Origin of the sequence: Limimaricola pyoseonensis, assembly GCF_900102015.1 — a bacterium.
Taxonomy (GTDB): domain Bacteria; phylum Pseudomonadota; class Alphaproteobacteria; order Rhodobacterales; family Rhodobacteraceae; genus Limimaricola; species Limimaricola pyoseonensis.
Genome location: NZ_FNAT01000002.1, coordinates 20,230 through 45,840 on the forward strand (window position 1 = coordinate 20,230; position 25,611 = coordinate 45,840).

General features: G+C 70.5%; 33 protein-coding genes. 13 read left to right on the plus strand and 20 right to left on the minus strand.

Translation table 11 applies throughout. The features are described from left to right. Window positions 1-86: 86 nt before the first annotated feature. On the plus strand, window positions 87-2,276 hold the full coding sequence (gene glgX / locus BLT43_RS03850; protein WP_090110276.1) for a glycogen debranching protein GlgX: 2,190 nt from the start codon (window positions 87-89) through the stop codon (window positions 2,274-2,276). Window positions 2,277-2,357: 81 nt separating this feature from the next. On the opposite strand, the gene BLT43_RS03855 is transcribed toward glgX, so the two are convergent. Then, entirely contained in the window at window positions 2,358-3,662 is a 1,305-nt protein-coding gene (locus BLT43_RS03855; RefSeq protein ID WP_090110277.1) for a dihydrolipoyl dehydrogenase family protein, read from the minus strand. Between the two features lie 177 nt (window positions 3,663-3,839). Between BLT43_RS03855 and BLT43_RS03860 the strand changes: the two genes are divergently transcribed. Continuing rightward, on the plus strand, window positions 3,840-4,694 hold the full coding sequence (locus BLT43_RS03860) for an SDR family oxidoreductase (protein WP_090110278.1): 855 nt from the start codon (window positions 3,840-3,842) through the stop codon (window positions 4,692-4,694). A 29-nt stretch (window positions 4,695-4,723) separates the two neighbouring features. Here the strand turns inward: BLT43_RS03860 and BLT43_RS03865 are convergent, their stop codons facing one another. From BLT43_RS03865 to BLT43_RS03875, 3 genes are read right to left on the minus strand one after another with little or no spacing between them, the layout of a single operon-like run. Beyond that, the gene (locus BLT43_RS03865; protein ID WP_090110279.1) at window positions 4,724-5,209 is read right to left on the minus strand and encodes a YbaK/EbsC family protein; all 486 of its coding nucleotides are present in this window, start codon (window positions 5,207-5,209) and stop codon (window positions 4,724-4,726) included. Window positions 5,210-5,237: 28 nt separating this feature from the next. Next, window positions 5,238-5,729, minus strand: a complete 492-nt coding sequence (locus BLT43_RS03870) for a GNAT family N-acetyltransferase (protein ID WP_090110280.1) — start codon at window positions 5,727-5,729, stop codon at window positions 5,238-5,240. A 2-nt stretch (window positions 5,730-5,731) separates the two neighbouring features. Continuing rightward, entirely contained in the window at window positions 5,732-6,541 is an 810-nt protein-coding gene (locus BLT43_RS03875) for a division plane positioning ATPase MipZ (protein ID WP_090110281.1), read from the minus strand. A 378-nt stretch (window positions 6,542-6,919) separates the two neighbouring features. Between BLT43_RS03875 and BLT43_RS03880 the strand changes: the two genes are divergently transcribed. Continuing rightward, complete coding sequence (locus BLT43_RS03880) at window positions 6,920-8,185, plus strand: DEAD/DEAH box helicase (protein WP_090110282.1); 1,266 nt, start codon at window positions 6,920-6,922, stop codon at window positions 8,183-8,185. Window positions 8,186-8,260: 75 nt separating this feature from the next. Here BLT43_RS03880 and BLT43_RS03885 read toward each other — a convergent pair whose 3' ends face one another. From BLT43_RS03885 to ffh, 11 genes are all read right to left on the minus strand, one after another. After that, a complete protein-coding gene (locus BLT43_RS03885; RefSeq protein ID WP_090110283.1) occupies window positions 8,261-8,794 on the minus strand; it encodes a hypothetical protein in 534 nt (177 codons plus the stop codon). Between the two features lie 311 nt (window positions 8,795-9,105). Beyond that, window positions 9,106-9,327: a 50S ribosomal protein L31 gene (gene rpmE / locus BLT43_RS03890; protein WP_090110285.1), complete on the minus strand. Its 222-nt coding sequence runs from the start codon at window positions 9,325-9,327 to the stop codon at window positions 9,106-9,108. Between the two features lie 11 nt (window positions 9,328-9,338). Next, complete coding sequence (gene rplS, locus BLT43_RS03895) at window positions 9,339-9,731, minus strand: 50S ribosomal protein L19 (protein WP_090110287.1); 393 nt, start codon at window positions 9,729-9,731, stop codon at window positions 9,339-9,341. 51 nt (window positions 9,732-9,782) lie between these two features. Further along, window positions 9,783-10,613: a tRNA (guanosine(37)-N1)-methyltransferase TrmD gene (trmD, locus tag BLT43_RS03900; protein WP_090110289.1), complete on the minus strand. Its 831-nt coding sequence runs from the start codon at window positions 10,611-10,613 to the stop codon at window positions 9,783-9,785. A 73-nt stretch (window positions 10,614-10,686) separates the two neighbouring features. Next, the gene (locus BLT43_RS03905) at window positions 10,687-10,851 is read right to left on the minus strand and encodes a DUF1328 family protein (protein ID WP_090110290.1); all 165 of its coding nucleotides are present in this window, start codon (window positions 10,849-10,851) and stop codon (window positions 10,687-10,689) included. A 127-nt stretch (window positions 10,852-10,978) separates the two neighbouring features. Continuing rightward, on the minus strand, window positions 10,979-11,488 hold the full coding sequence (rimM, locus tag BLT43_RS03910; protein WP_090110292.1) for a ribosome maturation factor RimM: 510 nt from the start codon (window positions 11,486-11,488) through the stop codon (window positions 10,979-10,981). 60 nt (window positions 11,489-11,548) lie between these two features. Beyond that, entirely contained in the window at window positions 11,549-12,202 is a 654-nt protein-coding gene (bluB, locus tag BLT43_RS03915; RefSeq protein ID WP_090110294.1) for a 5,6-dimethylbenzimidazole synthase, read from the minus strand. Beyond that, window positions 12,199-12,561, minus strand: coding sequence for a 30S ribosomal protein S16 (gene rpsP, locus BLT43_RS03920; RefSeq protein ID WP_090110296.1), 363 nt, complete (start codon window positions 12,559-12,561; stop codon window positions 12,199-12,201). The genes bluB and rpsP overlap by 4 nt, the downstream gene beginning before the upstream one ends. A gap of 48 nt (window positions 12,562-12,609) precedes the next feature. Next, on the minus strand, window positions 12,610-12,906 hold the full coding sequence (locus tag BLT43_RS03925; protein WP_090110297.1) for a chorismate mutase: 297 nt from the start codon (window positions 12,904-12,906) through the stop codon (window positions 12,610-12,612). Then, window positions 12,903-13,424: a GNAT family N-acetyltransferase gene (locus BLT43_RS03930; RefSeq protein ID WP_090110299.1), complete on the minus strand. Its 522-nt coding sequence runs from the start codon at window positions 13,422-13,424 to the stop codon at window positions 12,903-12,905. The genes BLT43_RS03925 and BLT43_RS03930 overlap by 4 nt, the downstream gene beginning before the upstream one ends. Then, a complete protein-coding gene (gene ffh / locus BLT43_RS03935; RefSeq protein WP_090110301.1) occupies window positions 13,421-14,914 on the minus strand; it encodes a signal recognition particle protein in 1,494 nt (497 codons plus the stop codon). Before ffh ends, BLT43_RS03930 begins: the two co-directional genes overlap by 4 nt. A gap of 268 nt (window positions 14,915-15,182) precedes the next feature. On the opposite strand from ffh, the gene BLT43_RS03940 reads away from it, so the two are divergent. Next, window positions 15,183-16,058 carry a LysR family transcriptional regulator gene (locus BLT43_RS03940; protein WP_090110302.1) on the plus strand — a complete coding sequence of 292 codons (876 nt, stop codon included), beginning with the start codon at window positions 15,183-15,185 and terminating at the stop codon, window positions 16,056-16,058. A gap of 138 nt (window positions 16,059-16,196) precedes the next feature. Here the strand turns inward: BLT43_RS03940 and BLT43_RS03945 are convergent, their stop codons facing one another. Beyond that, complete coding sequence (locus BLT43_RS03945; protein WP_090110305.1) at window positions 16,197-16,559, minus strand: ArsR/SmtB family transcription factor; 363 nt, start codon at window positions 16,557-16,559, stop codon at window positions 16,197-16,199. 219 nt (window positions 16,560-16,778) lie between these two features. Here BLT43_RS03945 and BLT43_RS03950 point away from each other — a divergent pair, with 219 nt between their 5' ends. From BLT43_RS03950 to BLT43_RS03980, 7 genes are all read left to right on the plus strand, one after another. Next, window positions 16,779-17,117, plus strand: coding sequence for an AtpZ/AtpI family protein (locus BLT43_RS03950; RefSeq protein ID WP_242652212.1), 339 nt, complete (start codon window positions 16,779-16,781; stop codon window positions 17,115-17,117). 5 nt (window positions 17,118-17,122) lie between these two features. Further along, a complete protein-coding gene (locus BLT43_RS03955; RefSeq protein WP_090110306.1) occupies window positions 17,123-17,890 on the plus strand; it encodes a F0F1 ATP synthase subunit A in 768 nt (255 codons plus the stop codon). A gap of 70 nt (window positions 17,891-17,960) precedes the next feature. Then, complete coding sequence (locus BLT43_RS03960) at window positions 17,961-18,197, plus strand: F0F1 ATP synthase subunit C (RefSeq protein WP_090110308.1); 237 nt, start codon at window positions 17,961-17,963, stop codon at window positions 18,195-18,197. Window positions 18,198-18,272: 75 nt separating this feature from the next. Continuing rightward, window positions 18,273-18,821: a F0F1 ATP synthase subunit B' gene (locus BLT43_RS03965; RefSeq protein ID WP_090110310.1), complete on the plus strand. Its 549-nt coding sequence runs from the start codon at window positions 18,273-18,275 to the stop codon at window positions 18,819-18,821. Beyond that, a complete protein-coding gene (locus BLT43_RS03970; protein WP_090110312.1) occupies window positions 18,818-19,378 on the plus strand; it encodes a F0F1 ATP synthase subunit B in 561 nt (186 codons plus the stop codon). Before BLT43_RS03965 ends, BLT43_RS03970 begins: the two co-directional genes overlap by 4 nt. 82 nt (window positions 19,379-19,460) lie before the next feature. Beyond that, window positions 19,461-19,895: a GNAT family N-acetyltransferase gene (locus tag BLT43_RS03975; RefSeq protein WP_090110313.1), complete on the plus strand. Its 435-nt coding sequence runs from the start codon at window positions 19,461-19,463 to the stop codon at window positions 19,893-19,895. A gap of 165 nt (window positions 19,896-20,060) precedes the next feature. Next, window positions 20,061-20,498, plus strand: coding sequence for a YybH family protein (locus BLT43_RS03980; protein ID WP_090110315.1), 438 nt, complete (start codon window positions 20,061-20,063; stop codon window positions 20,496-20,498). A 9-nt stretch (window positions 20,499-20,507) separates the two neighbouring features. Here the strand turns inward: BLT43_RS03980 and BLT43_RS03985 are convergent, their stop codons facing one another. From BLT43_RS03985 to BLT43_RS03995, 3 genes are all read right to left on the minus strand, one after another. After that, window positions 20,508-21,281, minus strand: coding sequence for a FadR/GntR family transcriptional regulator (locus BLT43_RS03985; RefSeq protein ID WP_090110317.1), 774 nt, complete (start codon window positions 21,279-21,281; stop codon window positions 20,508-20,510). A 106-nt stretch (window positions 21,282-21,387) separates the two neighbouring features. Further along, the gene (locus BLT43_RS03990; protein ID WP_090110319.1) at window positions 21,388-22,047 is read right to left on the minus strand and encodes a YiaD family glycine zipper/OmpA-like lipoprotein; all 660 of its coding nucleotides are present in this window, start codon (window positions 22,045-22,047) and stop codon (window positions 21,388-21,390) included. 151 nt (window positions 22,048-22,198) lie between these two features. Then, entirely contained in the window at window positions 22,199-23,041 is an 843-nt protein-coding gene (locus BLT43_RS03995) for a methylated-DNA--[protein]-cysteine S-methyltransferase (RefSeq protein ID WP_090110321.1), read from the minus strand. A 221-nt stretch (window positions 23,042-23,262) separates the two neighbouring features. On the opposite strand from BLT43_RS03995, the gene nth reads away from it, so the two are divergent. Together nth and BLT43_RS04005 are read left to right on the plus strand one after the other, a co-directional pair. Further along, the gene (gene nth, locus BLT43_RS04000; protein ID WP_090110323.1) at window positions 23,263-23,907 is read left to right on the plus strand and encodes an endonuclease III; all 645 of its coding nucleotides are present in this window, start codon (window positions 23,263-23,265) and stop codon (window positions 23,905-23,907) included. Beyond that, the gene (locus BLT43_RS04005) at window positions 23,904-24,887 is read left to right on the plus strand and encodes an adenosine kinase (protein ID WP_090110325.1); all 984 of its coding nucleotides are present in this window, start codon (window positions 23,904-23,906) and stop codon (window positions 24,885-24,887) included. The genes nth and BLT43_RS04005 overlap by 4 nt, the downstream gene beginning before the upstream one ends. Here the strand turns inward: BLT43_RS04005 and BLT43_RS04010 are convergent. After that, the gene (locus BLT43_RS04010; protein ID WP_090110326.1) at window positions 24,884-25,609 is read right to left on the minus strand and encodes a phosphatase PAP2 family protein; all 726 of its coding nucleotides are present in this window, start codon (window positions 25,607-25,609) and stop codon (window positions 24,884-24,886) included. The genes BLT43_RS04005 and BLT43_RS04010 overlap by 4 nt on opposite strands. Window positions 25,610-25,611: the final 2 nt, after the last annotated feature.

Below are 25,611 nucleotides of genomic sequence, written 5' to 3' on the forward strand. Positions count from 1 at the left end.
CGCGGGCTCCGCCAATCGCATCCCGGCCTTGGGCCGGTTCATCGCCGCAGCCTCCCCGCGCGGCGGATCAGGAGTCAGATCACTTGATGGCCAAGGACGTGAACCCCGACCTGCCCACATTCGACCTCGCCGCCTCGCGCTCGGATTCGCTCGGCGCGCAATATGACGGCTACGGCACCAATTTCGCGCTGTGGTCCGACAACGCCACGGCGGTGCAGCTGTGCCTCTTCGACGACGAGGGCAAGGTGCAGACCGCCTGCCTCGACATGCCGCAGATGGAGGGGGGCATCTGGCACGGCTACCTGCCCGACATCGGCCCCGGCCAGGTCTACGGCTACCGGGTCTACGGGCCCTGGGCGCCCGAGGAGGGGCACCGCTTCAACCCCAACAAGCTGCTGCTCGACCCCTACGCGCGCGAGCTGAAGGGCGACCTCGTCTGGGACCCGGCGATCTTCGGCTACACCCAGCCCGGCGACGACCTGCAGGGCCCCGACCCGCGCGACAGCGCGCCCTTCATGCCCAAGGGCGTCGTCGTCGACACCGAGTTCGACTGGGAGGCCGACGCCGCGCTGCGCCGGCGCTGGCAGAACGGGCTGATCTACGAGGCCCACGCCAAGGGCGCGACCATGCGCCATCCGGGCGTGCCCGAGGAGGATCGCGGCACCTTCACGGGCCTCGCCTCGGACGCCTTCATCGACCACCTCACCCGGATCGGCGTCAGCGCGATCGAACTTCTGCCGGTGCACGCCTTCGCCAATGACGGCCACCTGCAGGACAAGGGGCTGTCGAACTACTGGGGCTACAACACGCTGTCCTTCTTCGCGCCGCACAAGCCCTATCTGAAGACGGGCTTCTACCGCGAGGTGAAGCAGACCGTGAAGAAGCTGCACGCGGCGGGCATCGAGGTGATCCTCGACGTGGTCTATAACCACACCTGCGAGGGCAACGAGATGGGCCCGACGCTGTCCTTCCGCGGCATCGACAACGCGTCCTACTACCTGCTCTCGCCCGAGAACCGCCGCCACAGCTTCGACACCACCGGCACCGGCAACACGCTCAACGTCGAGCATCCGATGGTGCTGCGCATGGTGCTCGACTCGCTGCGCTACTGGGTGCAAGTGATGCATGTCGACGGCTTCCGCTTCGACCTTGCCTCGACGCTGGGCCGCGAGGCGATGGGCTTCGAGCGCGAGGGCTCGTTCTTCGCCGCGATCCGGCAGGACCCGGTGCTCTCGACCGTCAAGCTGATCGCCGAGCCCTGGGACGTGGGCGATGGCGGCTACCAGGTCGGCGGCTTCCCCTGGCCGTTTCGCGAATGGAACGACAAGGCGCGCGACGACACCCGCGCCTTCTGGCGCCGCGACAAGGGGCTCGCGCCGAAGATGGCCGAGCGGCTGACCGGCTCGCCGGTGCAGTTCAACCACTCGCACCGCCCGGCGACCTCCTCGATCAACTTCCTCTCCGCGCATGACGGCTTCACGCTGTGGGACACGGTCTCCTACAACGACAAGCACAACGAGGCGAATGGCGAGGACAACAAGGACGGCCATTCCAACAACCTCTCCGACAACATGGGCATCGAGGGGCCGACCGACGACGAGACCGTCACCGCGAGCCGGGTGCGGCGCGTCAAGGCGATGCTCGGCACGCTCCTGATGAGCCAGGGCGTGCCGATGCTGCTGGCGGGCGACGAGTTCGGCCAGACCCAGGGCGGCAACAACAACGCCTACTGCCAGGACAACGAGATCACCTGGCTCGACTGGGAGAACGGCCGCGAGGAGATCACCCGCGCCGTGGCCGACCTGATGGCCTTCCGCAAGGCGCAGGGCGGGCTGGCGCGACTGCAATTCGCCGTGGCCCCCGACGCCGCCCCGGGCGGCGAGGCCCCGACCGTCACTTGGCGCCACCCGGAAGGCCGGGCGATGCGCCCCGAGGACTGGGAGAACCCCGATCTCGACTGCTTCGGCATGCGGCTCGTGCCGCATTCCGAGGGGCGCGAGGTGCTGGTGGTGCTGAACGCCGGCGACAATTGCGAGTTCAAGCTGCCCAAGGGCGGCTGGACCCGCGCCATCGACACCACGCTCGACCCCGTCGCCTGCGACACGGCCGAGCAGGGCGTGGTCGGCATCGGCTGGCAGAGCGTCGCGGTCTGGGTACCCGACCCCGATGCCGAGGTCGTCGATCAGGAGGATGAGGACGAGGCCGCCGCGCAGGACGCCGAGGCGACCGAGGATGCGGCTTCGCCCGAGACGAAGACATCCTCCGACGAGGACTGACCGGCTATCCTCAATACGAATGAAGGGCCGCCTCGGTGATGCCGGGGCGGCCCTTGCCTGTCTGACCGGCGCTGTCCGGGCCTAGCCCATCGGCGCCTCCGACAGCGTCGGATGCACGCCCAGCGCCCGCAGCATCCTTGCCCGGTCGGGGCGGTGCAGCAACATCTGCCCGGCCCAGGCCACCGCCTCCTGCGCGCCTTCGCCGACCAGCGAGACCGAGGTGACGGCCGCCTCGCTGCCGCCCAAGCCCCAGTAGTCCTGCGGCCCGTCCGCGCGCACCCCGGCGGCGAGCGGCGTGCTCTCCTCCTCCTCGAAGATCGTCCCCTGCGCGGGCTGGCCCACTTCGCCCACCGGCGGCAGCACGAAGGCCGTCGTCGCCACGTCGCGCAGTGCCACCGGATCGCGATGTTCGCCGAAGAGCTGGCGTGCCAGCGTCTCGCCATCGGCCACGGCCACCGGGGTCAGCGGCAGCCGGTCGGCGCAGTCGCCCACCGCGTGCAGGCCGGGCAGGGAGGTCTCGAAGCACTCGTCGATCTCGATCACGCCCTTGTCCGAAAGCTTCACCCGCTCCTGCAGCGCGCCCAGCACGCCCAGGTTCGGCGCGCGGCCGGTGGCGGCGACCACCTTCTCGGCGCGGATCGTGGTGTCGCTGTCGAGCGCCAGTTCGAGTCCGTCCTCGACCGCGCGCAGCGCGGCGGGCGCGCAGCCGGCGATGATGCGGATGCCCTGCGCCTGCATGTTGCGCTGGCCGACCTTCGCGGCATTCTCCGAGAACTCCGTCAGCACCCGGTCGGTGTCGGTGACCAGCGTGACCCGCGCGCCAAGGGCCGCGTGGATCGCGGCCATCTCGCAGCCGATATAGCCGCCGCCGATCACCACCATCGAGCCCGGCAGCGCGGTCCACTCCAGCACGTCGTCGCTGGTCTCGGCCAGCTCCGCGCCCTCCATCTTCGGCCGGATCGGGTGGCCGCCGGTCGCGAGCACGATGCGCGGGGCGTGCAGCTTCTCGCCCTGCACCGTCACCTCGCCCGGCGCGCTCATCGCGGCCTCGTCCTCGATCACGGTGACCCCGGCTTCCGACAGCTTCCCGCGGTAGCTGTCGCGGATCGATTGCAGCTTGTCGGCCCGTGCGGCGCAGAGCCGCTCCATGTCGACCTGCGGGGTCGGGCCGAGCAGGCCCGAGCGGGTCAGCCCGCCCGCGCGCCACAGCGCGTCGGCCACGGTCCAGAGCATCTTCTTGGGCACGCAGCCCCGGTTCACGCAGGTGCCGCCGAGCTTGCCGCGCTCGATCAGCGCCACCTTGGCGCCGAGACCTGCGGCGTGACGCGCGAAGGACAGGCCCGCCGAGCCGCCCCCGATGACGATGGCGTCGTAGCTCGTATCCATGGCGTGTCTCCTGCTGCTTGGGCCGTCGCAGAAGAACGGGGGCCGGGCGGGGCGGTTCCCTGCCGGGCTGCGGCGCAAGGGCGCGGGGCATGGGCCCGCTTTGTGCGCCACCGCGCCGGAACAAGCCCGCCGGGGGCCTTGTTGGCCCGGCGACCCCCCAATCGACGGAGACCCGCCATGAGCGAACCCAAGCACGTGCCCGGCCAGTCGCAGGACCACATGCCCGGCGACGAGCACGAGATGCACCCCGCCCCCGACTACCGCCCGCGCTTTCCCGGCGTCGGCAAGCTCAAGGACAAGGTGGCGCTGGTTACCGGCGGCGACAGCGGCATCGGCCGCGCCGTCTCGGTGCTCTTCGCGCGCGAGGGCGCGAAGGTGGCCATCGCTTATCTCGAGGAGGACAAGGACGCCGAGGAAACCAAGCGCCTGGTCGAGGAGGAGGGCTCCGAGGCGCTGCTGATCCGCGGCGATCTCGGCCAGAAGGCGCATTGCGAGAGCGCGGTCGCGAAGACGGTCGAGCGCTTCGGCAAGCTCGACGTGCTGATCGTCAACGCCGCGCAGCAATGGCTCGACGACGGGCTAGAGGACATCTCGGAAGAGCGGCTGCGCCGCACCGTCGACAGCAACGTGATGCACCCGATGTTCGTCACGCAGGCCGCGCTGCCGCATCTCAAGGAAGGCGACGCCATCGTCTACACCACCTCGGTCAACGCCTTCAAAGGCAATGCCGGTCTCGTGACCTACTCGACCACACGCGGCGCGACGCTGGCGCTGTCGCGCTCCATGGCGAACGCGCTGGCCGAGAAGGGCATCCGCGTGAACGCGGTGGCGCCCGGCCCGATCTGGACGCCCTTCATCCCCGGCTCGATGCCCGACGACATGGTCGAGGGCTTCGGCGAGAACACGCCGCTGGGCCGCCCCGGCCAGCCCTGGGAGGTGGCGACGGCCTACCTGTTCCTCGCCTCGTCGGACGGCAACTACTTCACCGGCCAGACGCTGCACCCGAACGGCGGCAAGATCGTCGGCGCCTGAGCGCGGGTTTCGGGCGCTGCCGTGGCCGCTCAGCCGGTGGCGGCGACGCCCGGGATCTCGAAGAGCCGCGCTCGGGTCGTCTCGCGCAGCAGGTCGGGCGCGATGCGGAACACCGTTTCGGGCGCGCCCGCCGCGGCCCAGACATGGCCGAAGCTCAGAAGCCGCGCATCCATCCATGTCTCGACCGGGTTCAGATGCCCGATCGGGGCGACGCCGCCGATGGCGAAGCCGGTCTCGGCGCGCACGCGCTTGGCGTCGGCCCGGCGCAGTTCCTCGCCGAACAGCGCCTGGGCCCGGTCGAGCGGCACGTCCTGCGCGCCGTTGACGAGGATCAGCTTCAGCGCGCCGCTCTCCACGCCTTCGAAGATCATCGACTTGGCGATCTGCGCCACGTCGCAATCGCAGGCCTCGGCCGCCTGCGCGGCGCTGCGGGCCGAGACGGGCATGCGCAGGATCTCGATCTCGACCCCGGCCTCGCTTGCGGCGCGTTCCACGCGCGCGACGCTCTTCGACATGCGGTCCTCCTGTCCCGGTGGCGTGGTCTCAGAAAACGAACTTCTTGCGGATGCGGTCCACCGGCCGGCCGTCGCCCAGCGGCACGCCGACCAGCCGGTCCCAATCCGTGAAGCCGAGGCCCGCGTAGTAGCGCAGCCCGGCCGCGTTGTCGGCGCGGATCGTCGCGTCGATCGCCGTGACGCCGGCGGCACGGGCCGCCGCGCCGGTATGTTCGAACATCGCCCGGCCGATGCCGCGCCCGCCCTGGCCCTCGGCCACGAAGCTCGCGATCACCGCCCAGCCCTCGGGCAGCGGGTCGTCGGGGTCGTCGGCCAGAACGAGGCTCTGGAAGCCGAGCACGCGGCCCGCCTCCTCGGCGACGGTGCAGCAGACGATCTGCGGCGGCGCGACGTAGTGTTCGAGCATCCACGCCGCGTCGAAGGGGCGGCGATGCGCGGTGCTGCCGCCGGCCGCGATATGCGGGTTGATCACGGCGCAGAGCGCCTTGGCGTCGCCGGGCCGGGCGTCGCGGATCTCCACGCTCAGAACTCCACCTCGACGCCGGGCAGCTGTAGCGCCTTCACCAGCTCGCGCAGCTCCTGCCGCGCCGCGAGGTTGGAGATGTTGAGCTTGTCGACGCCGACGTCGCGCAGATCCAGAAGCGTCAGACCGCGCGGGAACAGCTCCCGGAAGATCACCCGCTCGTTGAAGCCCGGCGCGGGCCGGAAGCCGATCCGCTCCGAGAGCCGCGCCAGCGCGCTTTCCATCTTGGCCTTGTTGACCATCTGCTGCGCCCCGAGCCGGTTGCGCAGCACGATCCAGTCGATCGGCGGCAGCCCGGCCTGCGCCCTGAGCTGGCGCGCGCTCCAGACCATCTCGGAATAGACCGAGGGGCCGAGGATCGTCTCGCCGTCATTGTCGATCCGCGCCAGCAGGTCGAAATCGACGAAGCTGTCGTTGAGCGGCGTCACCAGCGTGTCGGCCAGCGAATGCGCGACCTGGCTCAGCCGCGTGTGGTTGCCGGGGCAGTCGATCAGGATGAAGTCGCAATCGGGCTCGAGCCCCGCCACCGCCATCGACAGCCGGTGGTCGGAGGCGTTTTCGCCCGGAGAGAGGGCGCTGGCGTCGATCTCGGGCAGGTCGACATGGTCGGGGATCGGCAGGCTCAGCTCGGCCCGTTCGCAGTAGCGGCGGCGGTTCTCGATGTAGCGCGCCAGCGATTTCTGCCGCAGGTCGAGGTCGAGCGTGCCGATCTTGTGGCCCATCCGGGCCAGCGCGGTGGCGATGTGCATCGCCACGGTGGACTTGCCCGCACCGCCCTTCTCGTTGCCGACCACGATGATATGCGCCACGTGTTCCGTCCCTCCGGCCGCTTCGGGCCGCTCCCGCCTTGCCCTTCGGGGTAGGGTATGGCGCAGCCCCGTGCAAGTCCCGCGCGGGTTGCGGGGCCGCGCCCATTGACAGATGCGGCTTTCGGGTCCATCTGCGGCTGAGATCCGGATGCGCATGGCCCGCGTGAGCAGCCGCGCCGCCCCCGCCTTCCCGCGCCGGCGTCCGCACCGCTTCGGATCCCGAGGTTCCCATTTCACGCAAGGGGCCGCGTCCTGTCGGCGCGTGGGCATTCGGCCCCGCGTGAGCGCAAGGGCGCAACCCGACCGTCCGCCCGCTGTCGCGGGCGAGGCGCCCCATGCCGCGGCCCGCGATCACGCGCGCCGCTTACAAGGATGCACATGGATTTCGACATGCTGGGGCTCGCGCCCCGTCTCGTTTCCGCCCTCGCCGAGCAGGGCATCACCGACCCGACCCCGATCCAGACCCAGGCGATCCCGCACGCCATGAACGGCCGCGACGTGATGGGTCTCGCGCAGACCGGCACCGGCAAGACCGCCGCCTTCGGCCTGCCGATGATCGACCGGCTGCTGAAGTCGGGCGGCAAGCCCGGGCCGCGCGCGGCGCGCGCGCTGGTGCTCGCGCCCACGCGCGAGCTCGCCAAGCAGATCGCCGACAACCTCACCGCCTACACCCAGGGCAGCCACCTCAAGACCGTGCTGGTCGTGGGCGGCGCCGGGATCAACGGCCAGATCAAGCGCATGGAGAACGGCTGCTCGCTGCTCGTCGCCACGCCGGGCCGGCTGATCGACCTGCTCGACCGCCGCGCGATCGACCTGTCGAAGACCGAGTTCCTGGTGCTCGACGAGGCCGACCAGATGCTCGATCTGGGCTTCATCCACGCGCTGCGCCGGATCGCGCCGCTGCTGCCCAAGGACCGGCAGACCATGCTGTTCTCGGCTACCATGCCGAAGCAGATGGAGGAGCTCTCCAAGGCCTTCCTCACCGACGCCGTGCGCGTGCAGGTCAACCCGCCGGGCAAGGCTGCCGACAAGATCGACCAGTCGATCCACTTCGTCGCCAAGGCCGCCAAGTCCGACCTTCTGACCGAGCTTCTCGACGCGCATCGCGACGAGCTGGCGCTGGTCTTCGGCCGCACCAAGCACGGCATGGAAAAGCTGTCGCGCCAGCTGCAGGCCAAGGGCTTCGCCGCCGCCGCGATCCACGGCAACAAGAGCCAGGGCCAGCGCGAGCGGGCGATCCGCGAGTTCCGCGAAGGCAAGGTGCGGGTGCTGGTGGCGACCGACGTGGCCGCGCGCGGCCTCGACATCCCCGACGTGCGCCACGTCTACAACTACGAGCTGCCGAACGTGCCCGAGAACTACGTGCACCGCATCGGCCGCACCGCGCGGGCCGGGGCCGACGGCCGGGCGGTGGCGCTGTGCGCGCCCGACGAGATGGGCGAGCTGAAGGACATCGAGAAGGTGATGAAGGCGGCGATCCCGGTCGCGTCGGGTTCCCGCTGGGACCCGGTCGCGCCCGAGAAGAAGCCGGGCCGCGGCGGCGGCAACCGCCGTGGCGGCGGCGGGGGCGGCGGCAAGCCCGAGGGCGCCGCGAAGCCCGGCCGCCCGAACCGGCGCCGCCGCGCGCCGCGCAAGGCCGCCTGAGCCGCCTGAGCTGCGAAGAACGCGAAACGCCGCCCCCTCGGGGGCGGCGTTTTCATGTCCGGCGTCGGGACGGGTTCAGAGGTCGAAATCGACGCAGCCGCCGGGGGTCGAGGCGGCCAGCAGCTTGTCGCGCAGCTCGATCGCGCGGTCGGCCGGCACGATGTCGAAGCCGCCGCTCGCGGCCTTGGCGCGGTGATGCGCCTCGACCGCGCCGCCGGGCCGGGCCTCGTGCGCCGCGCCGTAGGCGGCGGCCAGCGTCGACCAGGGCGCGGTGCGGGTCAGCTCGTCCCACTGCGCCACCAGCTCCGGGCCGCGCCCCTCGGTCACGGCCTCGCCGATCAGCGTGGCGTTGGGAATGAGCGCCCAGACCCGACGCTGCGTCTTGGGCCGGCGCGCGGCGAAGTCGAAGCCCACCGCGTCGGCGTCGCGCACCACCCGCGCCCGCGGCGCGCTCTGGTGGCGGCTGTAGGCGCCGCGGCCGAATGTGGCATTTTCGGGGCGCCCCGCGCCGGTCTCCACCGGCGGGATGCGCCCGAGGATCCGCATCATCTCGGTGTGGTCGATGAGATGCGCCGAGTTGTCGAAAGCCGCCTTGTCCGCCCCGTGCATCAAAAAGCCTCCGAAATGACACATTTGATCCTTCGTACCGACGACAAACGCCTCTGGGAAGAAAAAGGTGCGGACTGTCGGCAACGTCACGACAAATTCTCCGGTGTCGCGGGATTGTCGCACGGTGTGCACGAAAACCGGGGGGCAGGGGGCGGGCCATCCTGACGCCACGGGGCCAATTGCGGCGAAATCGGGGCGAAACCGCGCGATTGCGGCAGGGCCTGTCCGGGTCCGGCGCCGCGAGTCGCAGGGCCCGGAACGAAAAACGCCGCCCCGAGGGGCGGCGTTTCTGTCGTCGCGCGGCGCTTGGCTCAGAAGCCGAGGCCGGCGTACTTGTTCTTGAACTTCGACACGCGGCCGCCGGTGTCCATCAGGCGGGACGAGCCGCCGGTCCAGGCCGGGTGCACGGAGGGGTCGATGTCGAGCGAGAGCTGCTCGCCTTCCTTGCCCCAGGTCGACTTCATCTTGACCACGGTGCCGTCGGTCAGCTTGACGTCGATGAAGTGGTAGTCGGGATGGATGTCCGCTTTCATGTCGGCGCTCCTCAGGCCTTGGCCGCGGCCGTGTCGGCCTTGGGCTTGTAGTTGCTGTCCTCGGCGATCCGGGCCGACTTGCCGCGGCGCGAACGCAGGTAGTAGAGCTTCGCGCGACGGACGCGGCCGCGACGCACCACCTCGATCGAATCGATGTTGGTCGAATACAGCGGGAAGACGCGCTCGACGCCCTCGCCGAACGAGATCTTGCGCACGGTGAACGAGCCGGCGATGCCCTGGCCGTTCTTGCGGCTGATGCAGACGCCTTCGTACATCTGCACGCGGGTGCGGGTGCCCTCGGTCACCTTGTAGCCGACGCGCACGGTGTCACCGGCCTTGAAGTCGGGAATGGTCTTTCCCAGCGAGGCGATCTGTTCCGCCTCGAGCTGTGCGATCAGGTCCATGCCTGTCACTCCTTGATTGCTCGCGGTTGTTCCGCGAAGTTTGGTTGCGCCTCAGAGCTCTCGGTCTTCATCCGGGTCCGCATCGTGCCTTGCGCGATACGCCCGCCAGAGATCAGGTCGCCGTTCCTTCGTCAGCCTTTCGGCCATCTCCCGCCGCCAGCCGGTGATCTTCGCGTGATGACCCGAGAGAAGAACCTCGGGGATCGCGCGACCCTTCCAGACCGCGGGCTTGGTGTACTGCGGGTGTTCGAGCAGACCGTCGGAGAACGACTCCTCCTCGGTCGAAGCCTGATTCCCGAGCACGCGCGGTATAAGGCGCACCGTGGCGTCGATCAAGGCCTGCGCGGCGATCTCGCCGCCGGTCAGGACGAAATCCCCCAGCGAGACCTCGAGCACCTCGTGCTCCTCGAGCACCCGCTCGTCCACGCCCTCGAAGCGGCCGCAGAGCAGGATCACCCCGTCGGCCTGCGCCAGCTCGCGCGCCAGCGGCTGGTCGAGCCGGCGGCCGCGAGGCGAGAGGTAGATCACCGGCGTCACGCCCTTGGCACGCGCCTTGGCGTCCTCGATGGCGCGGCCGACGATGTCGGCGCGCAGCACCATGCCGGCGCCGCCGCCCGCGGGCGTGTCGTCGACATTGCGGTGCCGGCCCTCGCCATAAGGGCGCAGATCGATCGGCTGCAGCTGCCACAGCCCGTCCTTCAGCGCGCGTCCGGTCAGGCTTTCGCCCAGCACGCCGGGGAAGGCCTGCGGGAACAGGGTGATGACCTGCGCGGTCCAGACGCCGGCGAGGTCGGGCGCGTCGGTCATCAACTCGCGCGGCTGCGCCGAGGGGCGGGCGCTGAGGCGGCCGGCGGCGCGGGACGGGGAAGGGGTGTCGCTCATGGCGAGGGGCCTTAAAGCAAAGCGGGCCGCCGGGGAAGAACCGGCGGCCCGCATCGGCGCATGGCGCGCGGCGTCACGCCGCGATGGCGATCACCCCGAACAGCACCAGCAGGAACAGCACCAGCGCGATGATGGCGAGCCATTTCGCCCCGGTCAGCGCGGCGCCGGAGATCCGGTTCATGCCGAGCAGACCGGCAACGGCGGCGATGGCGAGAAGGATGAGAATCCATTCGATCATGGGTCGGGCCTTTCGGTTGCGGCCGGACCGCTCCGGCCTCTTGCCGACCCAACACCTTGCCGAAAGGGCAGTTCCGACACCGCCTGCGGCGGTGCCGGGGGCGTGGCTTTCCCGCCGCGGTGGCGCCTCAGCCCGGGAACAGCCCCTCGGGCGGGTCGGCGACGATGCGGCCGGCCGCGATGTCGACCGTCGGCACCGCCTCGCGGGTGAAGGGCAGAAGCACCGTGGCCGAGGCGCGGGGCGGCAGCACCTCCAGCAGGTCCCCCGCGCCGTGATTGAGCACCGACTTCACCCGCCCCAGCGCCGCGCCGCCGGTGTCGAAGACCGGCAGGCCGATCAGGTCGGCGTGGTAGAACTCGTCGTCGGGCAGGGCGGGCAGGCGGTCGCGCGGCGCCAGCAGGTCGGTGTTCTTCAGCGCGTCGGCCTCCTCCTTGGAGGTGATGCCGTCGATCCGCGCGGTCAGCGCGCCAGAGGTCTGGCCGGTGATCACTACCTGCCGGAACTCGCGGCCCTCGGCGGTGGTCAGCGGCACGTAGTCGGCGATCGCCTCCGGCTCGGCGCAGAAGCTCTTGAGCCGCACTTCGCCGCGGACCCCGAAGGCCCCGGCGAGACGTCCGACGATGATGCTGTCGCCCATGGCGTGACCTCCTCGTTTGCGCCTGTCTTGGAACACCGGGCGCGCGGGCTTGGCAAGGGGCTAGCGGGTCTCGACCGGCAGGTGGCCGCGGCGGCTCTCCCAGCCCTCGATCTCCAGCTCGGGCCGGCGGTCGAGCCGCTCGGGCCAGCCGACGCAGAGATAGCCGACCAGCGCCCAGCCCTCCGGCACGTCGAGATCGCGCGCCAGCCGCTCGGGGTCGAGGATCGACACCCAGCCCGCGCCCAGCCCCTCGGCCCGCGCGGTCAGCCAGAACTGCACGATGGCGGCGACGACGGAGTAGCGGCGCATCTCGGGCATGGTCGCGGCGCCGAGGCCGTGGCCCTTCTCGGTGCTCTCGTCGCACCAGACGGCAAGCTGTACCGGCGCGTCGCGCATCCCCGAGAGCTTGAGCCGGGCATAGAGCGCCGCGCGGTCGTCCGACTGGTCTGCGAGCGCGGCGGCGTTGGCGTCCTCGAAATTGGCGAGGGCCGCGGCGCGGGCGGCGGGGCTTTCCACCCGGATCACCCGCCAGGGCTCCGACAGCCCCACGGAAGGGGCGGTCAGAAACGCGTCGAGGCAGCGCGTCAGCGCTGCCTCGTCCACCGCGTCGGTGCGGAAGCGGCGCACGTCGCGCCGCTCGTCCATCAGCCGTGCGAGATCGGCCCGGAAGCCGGGCGCGAAGGCGCCGGGCCGCTCCGGGCCGGAGGGGTTCACTCGGCCGACTCGTCGGCCGGGGCGGCCTCGCGGGCGGCCTTCTTCTCGGCGCGCTCCTTGGCGGCCTTGCCCGGCTCGCCCTTCTTCGGGTTGGAGCGGGTCTTCTTCTCGATCACGCCGGCGGCCTCGAGCATGCGCGAGACGCGGTCGGTCGGCTGGGCGCCCTTGGCGATCCACTCCTGGACGCGCTCGACGTTCATCTTCACGCGGTCCTCGCTGTCCTTGGGAAGCAGCGGGTTGTAGGTGCCGAGCTTCTCGAGGAAGCGGCCGTCGCGCGGCATGCGCGAATCGGCGGCGACGATCGAGTAGTGCGGGCGCTTCTTGGAACCGCCGCGGGCGAGCCGGATCTTCATGGCCATTTCGGAATCTCCTTTGGAATGGCGTGGCAGGAGGGGGAGGGCCCCGTCCTACGCGTGGTGACGTTCGTGGTGCTTGATGACTTCCTGGATGATGAAGGCCAGGAATTTCTTGGCGAATTCGGGGTCGAGATCGGCCGCCTCCGCCAATTCGGTGAGCCGGGCGATCTGCGCCTCCTCGCGCACGGGGTCGGCCGGAGGCAGGTCGTTCTCGGCCTTGAGCCGCCCCACCGCCTGGGTGTGCTTGAAGCGTTCGCCCAGCGTGTAGACGAGGATCGCGTCGAGCCGGTCGATGCTCTCGCGGTGCTCCTTGAGAAGCTGCGCGGCGCGGGTGCTGGCGTCGCTCATGCGCGCGTTCCCTTCGTCAGGTCGTGGCGCCAGATCTCGACGGCGGGGCCGTCGGGGTCGGCGCGGAATTCGCGATGCGTGTTCTCGGCCCCGAGCCGGCGGGCCACGGCCTGGCTCGCGGCGTTCTTCGGGTCGATCATCGAGGCCAGTTCGGCCATCCCCAGCCGGTCGCGCGCGAAGTCGAGCACGGCGCGGCCGGCCTCGGTGGCGTAGCCCTTGCCCTCGGCGCCCTCGTAGAGGTGATAGGCCAGCTCCGGCATCGGCCAGGGCTCGGGGCCCCAGAGGCCGACCAGCCCCACCGGCGCGCCGCTGTCGCGCTCGAGCGCGGCCCACATGCCGTAGCCGAGGATCTGCCAGTGCCCGAGATGCAGCGCGAAGACGCGCCACGCCTTGTGGCGCGGCGCCGGCCCGCCGACGAAGGCCGAGCGGTCGGAGGCGAGGAACTCGCGCTCCGCCGGCAGATGGGCGAGCGAGGGCGGCACGAGGTGCAGCCGCCGGGTGGCGAGCGTCGGGATCATTTCTTCTTCCCGAAGCCCGAGAGGTTGCCGGGCAGGCCGCCGCCACCCATGCCGGGCATCTTGCCCATGCCGGGGGGAAGCTGCTTGCCGAGCATCTTCGCGGCCTTCTCCATCGCCGCGGGGTCGTTCATGTCGGGCATGCCGCCGCCCTTGCCGAACATGCCCTTCATGGCCTGTTTCAGCATGCCGCCCTTGCCCATCTTCTTCATCACGTCGGCCATCTGGCGCTGCTGCTTGAGAAGCTTGTTCAGCTCCGACACCTCGAGGCCCGCGCCCTTGGCGATGCGCTTCTTGCGGCTGGCCTGCAGGAGCTCGGGGTTGGCCCGCTCCTTCTTGGTCATCGAGTTGATCAGCGCGATCTGGCGCGTCAGCATCTTGTCGTCGAAGCCCGCCGAGCCCGCCTGCTTGGCCATCTTGCCCATGCCGGGCAGCATGCCCATCAGGCTTTCCATGCCGCCCATCTTGAGCATCTGCTCGAGCTGCATCTTCAGGTCGTTCATGTTGAAGCGGCCCTTCTGGAACCGCTTCATCATCTTCTCGGCCTGCTCGGCCTCGATGGTCTGCTGCGCCTTCTCGACGAGGGCGACGATGTCGCCCATGCCGAGGATGCGGCCCGCGATGCGCTCGGCCTCGAAGGTCTCGATCGCGTCCATCTTCTCGCCGAGGCCGACGAAGCGGATCGGCTTGCCGGTGACCTTGCGCATCGACAGCGCGGCACCGCCGCGGCCGTCGCCGTCCATCCGGGTCAGCACCACGCCCGAGACGCCGATCTTGTCGTCGAACTCGGTCGCGACGTTGACCGCGTCCTGGCCGGTGAGGCCGTCGACCACGAGGAGCGTCTCGCGCGGGTTGACCGCGTCGCGCACGGCGGCGGCCTGGGCGATCAGTTCCTGGTCGATGTGCAGCCGGCCGGCGGTGTCGAGCATGTAGACGTCGTAGCCGCCGAGCGACGCCTGCGTCTTGGCGCGCTTGGCGATGGCGACGGGGTCCTCGCCCTTGACGATCGGCAGTGTGTCGACGCCGATCTGGCGGCCGAGGATCTCGAGCTGCTCCATCGCGGCGGGGCGGTTGACGTCGAGCGAGGCCATCAGCACGCGCTTGCCGTCGCGCTCCTTGAGGCGCTTGGCGAGCTTGGCGGTGGTTGTGGTCTTGCCCGAGCCCTGCAGGCCGACCATCAGTACCGGCGCGGGGGCGCTGTCGATCTTGAGCTTGCCCGGGTCGCTGTCGCCGGTCAGCACCGCGACCAGCTCGTCATGCACGATCTTCACGACCTGCTGGCCCGGGGTGATCGACTTCGTCACCGCCTGACCGGTCGCCTTCTCCTGCACCGCGGCGACGAAGTCGCGCGCCACGGGCAGCGAGACGTCGGCCTCGAGCAGCGCCACGCGCACCTCGCGCAGCGCCGTCTTGACGTCCTCGTCCGAGAGCGCGCCTTGCTTGGTGAGCCTGTCGAAGACCCCGGAGAGGCGGTCTGAGAGCGATTCGAACATGGCGGTCCTTTCCGACCGTTGCGTCTTGGACCGGCACAATGCGGGATGGCGCCCGTGGGCGCAACGCGCTGACGGACGGCGATCCCCCGCAACGGGCCGGGGACCGGAAAGCCAAAGCTTCCGGGTTTGCAGGCGCAAGTACGATCTCGGGGCCGCCGGGTCAAGGCCCCGCGGCCCGGCGCTCAAGAGGGCGGGAGCCGGGCCGCCCGGTCTTGGTCCCCGCCGCGATGCGGCGTAGAAGGTACGTGAAGAGCCAACGGGGGCCGCGATGGACAATTGGGACGAGATCCGCACCGCCTATCATGTCGCGCGCATGGGTACGGTGTCGGGCGCGGCCGAGGTGCTCGGTGTGCACCACGCCACGGTGATCCGGCATGTCGACGCGCTGGAGGGGCGGCTCGGGGTCAAGCTGTTCCAGCGCCATCCGCGCGGCTACACCGCCACCGAGGCCGGGCGCGACCTCCTGCAGGTGGCGCAGGCCACCGACGACCAGTTCGCGCAGCTGGTCAGCCGGCTCAAGGGCCATGGCGACGGGGTCGAGGGCGAGCTCGCCGTCACCTCGCTCGACACCATGGCCGACCTGCTGACGCCGCTTCTGATCGACTTCCAGGCCGAGCACCCCGAGGTGGTGGTGCGGCTCCTGACCGGCACGCGGCTGTTCCGGCTGGAATACGGCGAGGCGCATGTCGCGATCCGCGCCGGCCGCGCGCCCGACCAGCCCGACAACGTGGTACAGCCGCTGTGCCAGCTGCAATTCGCGCTGGTCGCGGCGCGAAGCTACATCGCGCGGCGCGGCCGGCCCGACGGCATCGACAGCTTCGGCGAGCACATCTTCGTCGTCTCGGACGACCTCGAGAGCCGCGCGCCCTTCTACAAGTGGCTGCGCGAGCAGGTGCCGGTCGAGACCCTCGCCTTCCGCGCCCATGGCGAGCGCAACCAGCGCGACGCGGTGCTGATGGGGGCGGGGCTCGGCTTCCTGCCGCTGCACGAGGCGCAGACCCGCGACGACGTCGAGATCGTGCACGGCCCGCTGTCGGAATGGGAGGTGCCGATCTGGGTGCTCACCCATGTCGACCTGCACCGCACGGCCAAGGTGCAGGCCTTCCTCAAGGTGCTGAAGGAGCGCGCAAAAACCTGGTGCTGACGGGGGGAACGTTTTCGTGAGCGCCGCGTTGGGCTGGCAGTTTCATTCCTGAGGGACAGACATGCGCAACATCATCTACATCATCGGTCTCGTGGTCGTCGTCGTGGCCGTGCTGTCGCTGGCCGGCATCATCTGAGGTCAGCCCCCCGGCGCCGCCCCCTCGTCGGGCGGGGCCGGGGGCTGGTCCAGCTCCGCCTGCAGGAAGCGCTCGAAGGCGTCGAGGTCGATGCCGTCCATCTGGCCGAAGCCCTGCATCCAGACCGAGGCCTCGCGCAGGCCGTCCGGTTCGAGCTGGCACCATTTCACGCGCCCCCTCTTCTCCTGAGAGATCAGCCCCGCCTCCGCCAGCACGGCGAGATGCTTGGAGATCGCCGCGAGCGACATCGCGAAGGGCGCCGCGACATCCGTGACCGCCATGTCGTCCTCCAGCAACAGCGCGAGGATCGCGCGCCGGGTCGGGTCGGCGAGGGCGGAAAACACCAGATCGAGAGAGGCGGCCATGCCGCGACCTGATCCCGCGCCGGGCGAAACGTCAACCGCGCGGTTGAATATGACGCAGGCGCCGTGGCCGCGGCATCATCGGGGTCGCGCCGGCCGGCGCCCTCGATTTTCGGTTCAAATACAACGTGCAAGGCCGCGTGGCGCGGGAAATTTCCCGCGCTTGACCAATCCGCCCCCGCGCTATAGCACCCTCCCGACCGATGAAGGGGCCGGCCGCGCGTGTCCGACAGCCATGACGATGACGACCATGCGGCGCGGATGCGCGCGCTCGACGAACGTCTCGCCAAGCTGAAGGGCAAGCCCGAGGAGGCCCCGCATCAGGAGAGCCATTACAGCCAGGCGCAGGTGGCCTGGCGGATGGTGATCGAGCTTGTGGCCGGTCTCGCGATCGGCTTCGGGATCGGGTACGGCCTGGACACCCTCTTCGGGACCATGCCGATCTTCCTGATCCCGTTCATATTCCTGGGCCTGGCGGCGGGCGTGAAGACGATGCTGCAGACGGCCAAGGAGCTGCAGGTTAAACAGCCCGACGAGCCGTCGGGCGACGACGAGGGCTGAGAGAGATGGCGACAGAGACGGTTGCGGCCGAAGGCGAAGGCGGGCTCGAGTTCCACCCCTTCGACCAGTTCGAGATCAAGCCGCTGTTCGGCGAGATCGGCGACCCGGTTTCCTGGTACACCATCACCAACGCCACCTTCTGGATGGCGCTCGCCGCCGTCTGCGTGGTGCTGCTGCTGGTGGTCGGCACCCGCGGTCGCGCCGTGATCCCGAGCCGCGTCCAGTCGGCCGCCGAGCTGGTCTACGGCTTCGTCTACAAGATGGTCGAGGACGTCACCGGCAAGGAAGGGCTGAAGTACTTCCCCTGGATCATGACGCTGTTCCTGTTCATCCTGTTCTCGAACTATCTCGGCCTGCTGCCGCTGGCCTTCACGCCGACCTCGCACATCGCGGTCACCGCCGTGCTGGCGTTGGGCGTGTTCATCGGCGTCACCGTGCTCGGCTTCGTCAAGAACGGCATGGCCTTCCTCGGCCTGTTCTGGATGAAGGAAGCGCCGCTTTTCCTGCGCCCGATCATCGCGATCATCGAGGTGATCTCGTACTTCGTGCGCCCCGTCAGCCACTCGATCCGTCTTGCCGGCAACCTCGTCGCCGGCCACGCGATGATCAAGGTGTTCGCGGGCTTCGCCGCCGTCGCCGCGCTGTCGCCGCTCTCGGTCGTGGCGATCACCGCGATCTACGGCCTCGAGGTGCTGGTCGCCGGCATCCAGGCCTACGTGTTCACCATCCTCACCTGCATCTACCTCAAGGACGCGCTGCACCCGTCGCACTGACGCCGGGGCGCGGCCCTTCGAGGTCGGTTCACCCTTCACCCAACGCAATTCCAAATCAGGAGATACCCCCATGGAAGGCGATATCGCTCAACTCGGTCAGTTCATCGGCGCCGGCCTCGCGGCAATCGGCTCGGGCCTTGCCGCCATCGGTGTCGGCTCGGTCGCCGCGAACTACCTGGGCGGCGCGCTGCGCAACCCGTCGGCTGCCGCGTCGCAGACCGCCACCCTCTTCATCGGTCTGGCCTTCGCGGAAGCGCTCGGGATCTTCTCGTTCCTGGTCGCCCTGCTGCTGATGTTCGCGGTCTGATCCGGACCTCGATCTCCTGACCGGCGGCGCGGGATCCCCGCGCCGCCATTTCCTTAGGGCTCGACGGAGGACGCCGTGGCGACCGAAACCATTGCCGCCGGTGAACTGGCGGACCACGGAGCCGCTGGGCCGGGCATGCCCCAGCTCGACGTCTCCAGCTTCCCCAACCAGATCTTCTGGCTCCTGGTCACGCTGGTCGTGATCTATTTCGTCCTGTCCCGCTTCGCCCTGCCGCGCATCGGCGCGGTGCTGGCCGAGCGCGCGGGCACGATCACCAATGACATCGCCGCCGCCGAAGAGCTGCGGCACCGCGCCCGCGAAGCCGAGGCCGCCTACGACAAGGCGCTCGCCGACGCCCGCGCGGAAGCGAACAAGATCGTCGCCGACACCAAGGCGCAGATCCAGGCCGATCTCGACGCCGAGATGGAGAAGGCCGACGCGCAGATCGCGGAGAAGACCGCCGAGAGCCAGAAGGCGATCGACGAGATCCGCGAAGGCGCCGCCCGCAACGTGAGCGAGGTCGCCCGCGACGTCGCGCGCGAGATCGTCGCCGCCTTCGGCACCGAGGCCGACGCCAAGACCGTCGATTCCGCGGTCGACGCCAAGCTGGGAGAGCGCGCATGATCCGTCTTCTGACCGCCGCCGCCCTGGTGCTGCCCGCCGCCCCGGCGATGGCCGCCTCGGGGCCGTTCTTCTCGCTGCGCAACACCGACTTCATCGTGCTGCTGGCGTTCCTGCTCTTCGTCGGCGTTCTGCTCTACTTCCGCGTGCCGCGCGAGGTGGGCAAGATGCTCGACAAGCGCGCCGACGGCATCCGCGCCGAGCTCGACGAGGCCCGCGGGCTTCGCGAGGAGGCGCAGTCGCTGCTGGCCTCCTACGAGCGCAAGCAGAAGGACGTGCAGGCGCAGGCCGACCGCATCGTCACCAATGCCCGCGACGAGGCGCAGCGCAGCGCCGAGCAGGCCAAGAAGGACATCGCCGCCTCGATCCAGCGCCGCATGACGGCCGCCGAGGAGCAGATCCAGTCGGCTCAGGACAAGGCCGTCAAGGAAGTCCGCGACCAGGCGATCGCCGTGGCCGTGGCCGCGGCCCGCGAGGTGATCATCGAGAAGATGACCAAGCCGCGCGCCGACAAGATGATCGACGACTCGATCGAGACCGTGAGCGCCAAGCTGCACTGAGCGGCGCGGCAGCGACACCAGGAGGCCCGGGGCGCGTGCAAACGCCCCGGGCCTTTTTCGTGCCGCCGCGCTATGCTGCGGCATGGGGGACGCCATCACCTACCGCCGGATCGGCCCGGACGACGCCGCGCTCGTCGCGCGGGCCGACATCTTCGACCACCCGGTCGATCCCGGCCAGCTCGCGGCCTTCGTCTCCGATCCGGCGCATGAGCTGATCCTCGCGCTCGAGGCGGGGCGGCCCGTGGGGCTGGTCTCGGGCGTGGTGCTGCTGCATCCCGACAAGCCACCCATCTTCTTCGTCAACGAGCTGGGCGTGGCCGAGCATCGGCGGCGGCGCGGCATCGGTGCGCAGCTCGTCGCCCGGATGCTCGACCTGGCCCGGGCACGGGGCTGCCGCGGCGTCTGGCTCGCGACGGAAGGGGAGAACCACGCCGCCCGCGCGCTCTACCGCCATGCCGGCGGGCGCGAGACGGGCGGGATCGTGATCTACGACTGGGACGGCGCGCTCGACGCCTGAGCCCGGGCCTTGGGCGCGCTCCGGCATAGGGCCCGGCGCGCCGCCATGCTATGATTCAGGCCTCGCAAGGGCGAGCCGGTCCGGACGCCGGGCCGGAACGCAGACCGCGGGGCGGGGCGCCGCCCTTGCCCCCGCGACCTGCCGATCGGATCGGGAGGGTAAGCGATGTCCGATACTGATGACGTGACGGCCGCCTCCGAGCGGTTCTACGCCGCGCTGAGCCGGATGGCGCAGGGCAGCGCCGACAGCATGTCCGAGGCCTGGGAGCACACCGCAGGCGTCACCGCGCTGCACCCGGTGGGTGGGCGCGAAGAGGGCTGGGACGCGGTGGCGGGCTCCTTCGCCGCGGTGGCCGGCATGTGCTCGGAAGGCCGGATCGAGATGCTGGGCCGCGAGGTCCGCACCGAGGGCGATCTCGCCTACGAGACAGGCACGGAAAGCGGGCGGCTGACCATGGCCGGGCGCGAGCTGCGGGTCGATCACCGGGTGACCAACATCTACCACCGCAGCGCCGAGGGGTGGCGGATGGTGCATCACCACACCGACATCTCGCCGGCGCTTCTGCAGATCGTGGAAGAGGCGCGGCGCCCCGCCGGCGGCTGAGGCGGGGTCCTAGCGGCCGGTCTCGCGGCTGAGCCGGCGCCGGGCGATCTCCTCGTTGCGGTCGGCCTGGCGCTGGTCGGACAGCGCCGCCTGCACGTAGTCGAGATGCGCGGCCACCGCGGCGCGGGCGGCCTCGGCGTCGCGCGCCTGCAGCGCGTCGTTGATCGCGCGGTGCTGCTCGATCAGCGAGGCGCGGGTGGTGCGCTGGCGGAACATGACCTGCCGGTTGTAGAACACGCCCTCGCGCAGCAGGTCGTAGATCGAGCGCATCATGTGCAGCATGACGACGTTGTGCCCGGCCTCGACGATGGCGAGGTGGAACTCGGCGTCGAGCCGCGCCTCGGCCTCGGCGTCGCCGGCGGGCTTGGCCTGCGCCGCCTCCATCTTGCGGAACACCGCGTCGATCACCGCGAGGTCGCTCTCCGAGCCCAGCCGCGCCGCGCGCTCGGCGGCGAGGCCCTCGATGTCGCGCCGGAACGCCACCATGTCCGAGACGGCCTCGTCGTGGCTCGCGAAGAGCCGCACGAGGGCGGGCGAGAAGGCCGAGCCGATCACGTCGGAGACGAAGACGCCGGCCCCGGCGCGGGTCTCGACCAGGCCGCGGGTCTGCAGCTCGGCCAGCGCCTCGCGCAGGCTCGGGCGCGACACGCCCAGCCGCTCGGCCAGTTCGCGCTCGGGCGGCAGCCGGTCGCCGGGGCGCAGGATGCCGCGCAGCACCAGCTCCTCGATCTGGCGCACCACGCCTTGCGAGAGCTTTTCGGGATGGATCGGCTGGAACGGCATCTGGCATCTCCGGGAGTGGTCAATAGATATGACCGCCCCCGGCCGGGCTCAACAAAAAAGGGCCGCCTCCCCAAGGAGGCGGCCCCGCATCGCGCGATGGCGCGGATCAGGCGTTCGGGGTGATCACAATCTCGACCCGGCGGTTCTGCGCGCGGCCCTCGGCGTTGAGGTTCGAGGCGATCGGCTGGTCCTCGCCGCGGCCGATGGCGCGGACGCGGGCGGGCGAGACGCCGGCCGAGGTCAGCACCGAGGCCACCGCCTGGGCGCGCCGCTCGGAGAGCTGCTGGTTGTAGGCGGCCGAGCCGGTGTTGTCGGCGTGGCCCACCACGTTCACGGTGGTGTTCGGGTAGTTGTTGATCGAGGCCGCCACGGTCCGCAGGTCGGACTGCAGCGCGCCGGTCAGCTGGGCGCTGTCGGTCGCGAAGAGGATGTCCTGCGGCATGGTCACGACCAGCTGCTCGCCGGTGTTGACGATGCCGACATTGGCGCCGAGCTGGTTGCGCAGCTCCGCTTCCTGGCGGTCGAGCAGGGCGCCGGTGCCGGCCCCCACGCCCGCGCCGATCGCGGCGCCCGCGGCGGCGCGGCGCAGCCGCTCGTCGCCGTCATCGCCGGTCAGCGCGCCGACGGCGGCGCCGAGCCCGGCGCCGATCAGCGCGCCCTGGCGGGTGTTGGCGTTCGGATCGGGGTTGTTCGGGGTGACCGGCTGGCAGGCGGCCACGGCGAGGGCCGACACGGTGACGAGCGCGAGGGGAAGCTTGGTGAGCATAGGTCTTTCCATTTCCTGTCGAGTCGGGCGGGCCGGGGCCCGCGCCTGTCCCGGTGTGATTGGCGCCGCGGGCGGCTGCTATGCAATAACGCTCGCTTGAAATCGCAGTTCCGCGAGGCGCGGGAACCAAACGCGGCGTGGCATTTTCGCCTCAGCTCGCGGCGCGCTCCTCGTCGCGGGCACTCTCGAAGGCCAGCATCGCGCGCTTAACCGGCAGCCCCCAGTGATAGCCGCCCAGCTCGCCCGACTTGCGCAGCGCCCGGTGGCAGGGGATCAGCCACGACACCGGGTTGCGCCCGACCGCGCTTGCGGCGGCGCGCACCGCGCGCGGCGCGCCGATCCGGGCGGCGATGTCGGAATAGGTGGTGACGTGGCCCGAGGGCACCTCGAGCAGCGCCTGCCAGACCTTGATCGCGAAGGGCGCGCCGATCAGCTGCAGCCGCGCCTCGCCCCGGCCCGAGAAGGCCGCCTCGACCCAGGGCGCGATGGCGGCCGGGTCCTCGACATGATCGGCGCGGGGCCAGCGGGCGCGCAGGTCGTCGAGCGTCGCCTCCACCCCGGTCTCGGCGGCGAAGCCCAGCCCGCAGAGCCCTCGCGCGGTGCCCATCGCCACCGCCGGGCCGAAGGGGCTGTCGAACGTCCCGTGCCGGATCGTCAGCCCGGCGCCGCCCGCGCCGTAATCGCCGGGGCTCATCGCCTCCCAGCGCAAAAACAGGTCGTGCAGCCGCCCGCCGCCCGACAGCCCCACCGCCTGCGCGGTGTCGAGCGTGGTGTGCCGTTCGCGCAGAAGCGCCTTGGCGTGGCCGAGCGTCAGGTATTGCTGGTAGCGCTTGGGCGAGACCCCGACCCAGGCCGAGAAGACGCGCTGGAAATGCGCGGGCGACATCGCCATGCGCGCGGCGAGATCCTCGAGCGCGAGGGGCGCGGGCGCGGCGTCGATCTCCGCGATGGCGCGGCGCATGACCCCGTAATGATATGCCGATGACTGGTCCATGCCCCGAGATTACGGCGCGCCGCGCGCGGGCGCGACCCGGAAGCTGCGCATCCCGCCCGGGCCGTGCGCCGGCCGACACGGCGGGATCCGAGTATTTGTGGAGTGAAGTGAGCCATGACGCGCCTGCCGCCCACTTCACTCTTCAAATACTCACGGCGACCGCTCGGGGCCCGCGCGCCGCCGGTCTTGTGAGGCCGGGCCGGGCCGGGCATAGAGACCGGATGACCCGACAGCTCGACTACCACGAGATCGACCAGATCTTCGCCCGCCTGCACGCGACCGAGCCCGAGCCGAAGGGCGAGCTCGACCACGTCAACGCCTACACGCTCTTGGTGGCGGTGGCGCTTTCGGCGCAGGCCACCGATGCCGGGGTGAACAAGGCCACCAAGCGGCTGTTCGAGATCGCCGACACGCCGCAGAAGATGCTGGCCCTGGGCGAAGAGGGGCTGATCGAGCACATCAAGACGATCGGGCTCTACCGCAACAAGGCCCGAAACGTGATCCGCATGAGCGAGATCCTGGTCGCGCGTTTCGGCGGCGAGGTGCCCTCGTCGCGCGCCGCGCTCGTCTCGCTCCCGGGCGTCGGGCGCAAGACCGCCAACGTCGTGCTGAACATGTGGTGGAAGCACCCCGCGCAGGCGGTCGACACGCATATCTTCCGGGTCTGCAACCGCACCGGCATCGCGCCGGGCAAGGACGTGGATGCCGTCGAGCGCGGCATCGAGGACCACGTGCCGGCGCGCTGGCAGGGCCACGCGCATCACTGGCTGATCCTGCACGGCCGCTACATCTGCGTGGCGCGCAAGCCGAAATGCCAGGCCTGCCAGATCCGCGACCTGTGCCTCTACGAGGAGAAGACCGCATGAGCACGCCCACCATCCTCGGCATCGGCAACGCCATCGTCGACGTGTTCTGCGAGGCCGATGACAGCTTTCTCGACCTGATGGGGATCGAGAAGGGGATCATGCAGCTGGTGGAGCGCGAGCGCGGCGAGACGCTCTACGCCGCGATGGAGGAGCGCCGGCAGGCGCCCGGCGGTTCGGTCGCGAACACCCTGGCGGGCCTGGGCAATCTCGGGCTCGAGACCGCCTTCATCGGGCGGGTGCGCGACGACGCGCTGGGCCGGTTCTACGCCGAGAGCCTCGAGGCGGGCGGCACCCGCTTCGTCAACCCGCCGGTCGCGGGGGGCGAGCTGCCGACCTCGCGGTCGATGATCTTCGTCGGCCCCGACGGCGAGCGCTCGATGAACACCTATCTCGGCATCTCGGCCGAGCTGGGCCCCGACGACGTGCCCGATGCCGTGGCCGGCGGGGCGGGGCTTCTGTTCCTCGAGGGCTATCTCTACGACAAGCCCAAGGGCAAGCAGGCCTTCGAGCGCGCGGCCGAGCTGACCCAGAGGGGCGGCGGCATGGCCGGGATCGCGCTGTCGGACCCGTTCTGCGCCGACCGGCACCGCGCCGATTTCCAGCGCCTCGTGCGCGAGCTCGACTTCGTGATCGGCAACGAGCACGAATGGGAAAGCCTCTACCAGTGCCGGCTCGACCAGGCGCTGACCCGCGCCGCGTCAGAGGGCCGGCTGGTGGTCTGCACCCGTTCGGGCGCCGACGTGGTGCTCATCCGCGGCACGGAGCGGGTGGTGGTGCCGGTGCGCAAGGTGACGCCGGTGGACGCGACCGGCGCGGGCGACCTCTTCGCCGCGGGCTTCCTCTACGGTCTCGTCACCGGGCGCGACCTCGAGACCGCCGGCCGCATGGGCTGCGTCGCCGCGGCCGAGGTGATCTCGCATTTCGGGGCGCGACCCGCGGCCGATCTCGGGGCGCTTTTCGCGGAAGCCGGGCTGCTCTAGTCCCGCGCCTCCTCGCCCGGCTCGATCCGGCCGCGGCCCTGCAACCAGCGCGCCACGAGGAAGCAGGCGGTGGCCCAGGCCGCGCCGGCGCTCCAGCCGGCCAGCACGTCGGTCGGCCAGTGCACGCCGAGATAGACCCGGCTCATGCCGACCACGCCCGTGAGCAGGATCGCCGCGGTCAGGATGTAGATCTTCATCAGGCGCCGCGCCTCGAGCCGCGACAGCATCACCGCCAGCGTGAAGTAGACCACCGCCGATAGCATCGAGTGGCCGGAGGGGAAGCTCGCCGTGTAGACGATCGATTCATGCGGCACGAGGTCGGGGCGGGGCCGGTCGAAGAACAGCTTGGCCCCCCGCGACAGCAGCGTGCCGCCGCCGATCGCCAGCAGCATGAACCACATCGTGCCGAAATGCCGCGACAGTGCGAGATAGCCCGCCACCCACAGCGTCAGCAGCGTCAGCCAGAACACCCCGCCCAGCGCGGTCATGTCGCGCGCGATCTCCTCGAACCAGAGCGGCCCGACCGGGTCCGACAGGTCGGCCGGGTTGCGCAGCAGCAGCAACAGCCATTCGTCGAAGGCCTTGGTGTCGCCCTCGACCACCTCGCCGGCGAGTAGGAAGAAGAGAAGCCCCGCGAGCGCCAGCAGGAAGATGAGGCCGAAGCCCAGCTCGGGCGTCCGGCGCAGCTGCTCGGGCAGGTCGGTGTGACGCGGGTCGCTCATGC

Bases quoted from the DNA above. Each gene is read 5' to 3' on its own strand.
- BLT43_RS03955 (WP_090110306.1), top strand. From the start codon at position 17,123: ATGGCGACAGAGACGGTTGCGGCCGAAGGCGAAGGCGGGCTCGAGTTC.
- BLT43_RS03865 (WP_090110279.1), bottom strand. From the start codon at position 5,209: ATGTCGAAGAGCGTCGCGCGCGTGGAACGCGCCGCAAGCGAGGCCGGG.
- BLT43_RS04005 (WP_090110325.1), top strand. From the start codon at position 23,904: ATGAGCACGCCCACCATCCTCGGCATCGGCAACGCCATCGTCGACGTG.
- BLT43_RS03975 (WP_090110313.1), top strand. From the start codon at position 19,461: ATGGGGGACGCCATCACCTACCGCCGGATCGGCCCGGACGACGCCGCG.
- BLT43_RS03990 (WP_090110319.1), bottom strand. From the start codon at position 22,047: ATGCTCACCAAGCTTCCCCTCGCGCTCGTCACCGTGTCGGCCCTCGCC.
- BLT43_RS03980 (WP_090110315.1), top strand. From the start codon at position 20,061: ATGTCCGATACTGATGACGTGACGGCCGCCTCCGAGCGGTTCTACGCC.
- BLT43_RS03940 (WP_090110302.1), top strand. From the start codon at position 15,183: ATGGACAATTGGGACGAGATCCGCACCGCCTATCATGTCGCGCGCATG.
- rplS (WP_090110287.1), bottom strand. From the start codon at position 9,731: ATGGACCTGATCGCACAGCTCGAGGCGGAACAGATCGCCTCGCTGGGA.
- BLT43_RS03905 (WP_090110290.1), bottom strand. From the start codon at position 10,851: ATGATCGAATGGATTCTCATCCTTCTCGCCATCGCCGCCGTTGCCGGT.
- BLT43_RS03930 (WP_090110299.1), bottom strand. From the start codon at position 13,424: ATGATCCCGACGCTCGCCACCCGGCGGCTGCACCTCGTGCCGCCCTCG.
- BLT43_RS03960 (WP_090110308.1), top strand. From the start codon at position 17,961: ATGGAAGGCGATATCGCTCAACTCGGTCAGTTCATCGGCGCCGGCCTC.
- rpsP (WP_090110296.1), bottom strand. From the start codon at position 12,561: ATGGCCATGAAGATCCGGCTCGCCCGCGGCGGTTCCAAGAAGCGCCCG.
- BLT43_RS03995 (WP_090110321.1), bottom strand. From the start codon at position 23,041: ATGGACCAGTCATCGGCATATCATTACGGGGTCATGCGCCGCGCCATC.
- BLT43_RS03925 (WP_090110297.1), bottom strand. From the start codon at position 12,906: ATGAGCGACGCCAGCACCCGCGCCGCGCAGCTTCTCAAGGAGCACCGC.
- BLT43_RS03855 (WP_090110277.1), bottom strand. From the start codon at position 3,662: ATGGATACGAGCTACGACGCCATCGTCATCGGGGGCGGCTCGGCGGGC.
- BLT43_RS03945 (WP_090110305.1), bottom strand. From the start codon at position 16,559: ATGGCCGCCTCTCTCGATCTGGTGTTTTCCGCCCTCGCCGACCCGACC.
- BLT43_RS03885 (WP_090110283.1), bottom strand. From the start codon at position 8,794: ATGCACGGGGCGGACAAGGCGGCTTTCGACAACTCGGCGCATCTCATC.
- glgX (WP_090110276.1), top strand. From the start codon at position 87: ATGGCCAAGGACGTGAACCCCGACCTGCCCACATTCGACCTCGCCGCC.
- nth (WP_090110323.1), top strand. From the start codon at position 23,263: ATGACCCGACAGCTCGACTACCACGAGATCGACCAGATCTTCGCCCGC.
- BLT43_RS03985 (WP_090110317.1), bottom strand. From the start codon at position 21,281: ATGCCGTTCCAGCCGATCCATCCCGAAAAGCTCTCGCAAGGCGTGGTG.
- rimM (WP_090110292.1), bottom strand. From the start codon at position 11,488: ATGGGCGACAGCATCATCGTCGGACGTCTCGCCGGGGCCTTCGGGGTC.
- BLT43_RS03880 (WP_090110282.1), top strand. From the start codon at position 6,920: ATGGATTTCGACATGCTGGGGCTCGCGCCCCGTCTCGTTTCCGCCCTC.
- ffh (WP_090110301.1), bottom strand. From the start codon at position 14,914: ATGTTCGAATCGCTCTCAGACCGCCTCTCCGGGGTCTTCGACAGGCTC.
- BLT43_RS03970 (WP_090110312.1), top strand. From the start codon at position 18,818: ATGATCCGTCTTCTGACCGCCGCCGCCCTGGTGCTGCCCGCCGCCCCG.
- BLT43_RS03860 (WP_090110278.1), top strand. From the start codon at position 3,840: ATGAGCGAACCCAAGCACGTGCCCGGCCAGTCGCAGGACCACATGCCC.
- BLT43_RS04010 (WP_090110326.1), bottom strand. From the start codon at position 25,609: ATGAGCGACCCGCGTCACACCGACCTGCCCGAGCAGCTGCGCCGGACG.
- trmD (WP_090110289.1), bottom strand. From the start codon at position 10,613: ATGAGCGACACCCCTTCCCCGTCCCGCGCCGCCGGCCGCCTCAGCGCC.
- rpmE (WP_090110285.1), bottom strand. From the start codon at position 9,327: ATGAAAGCGGACATCCATCCCGACTACCACTTCATCGACGTCAAGCTG.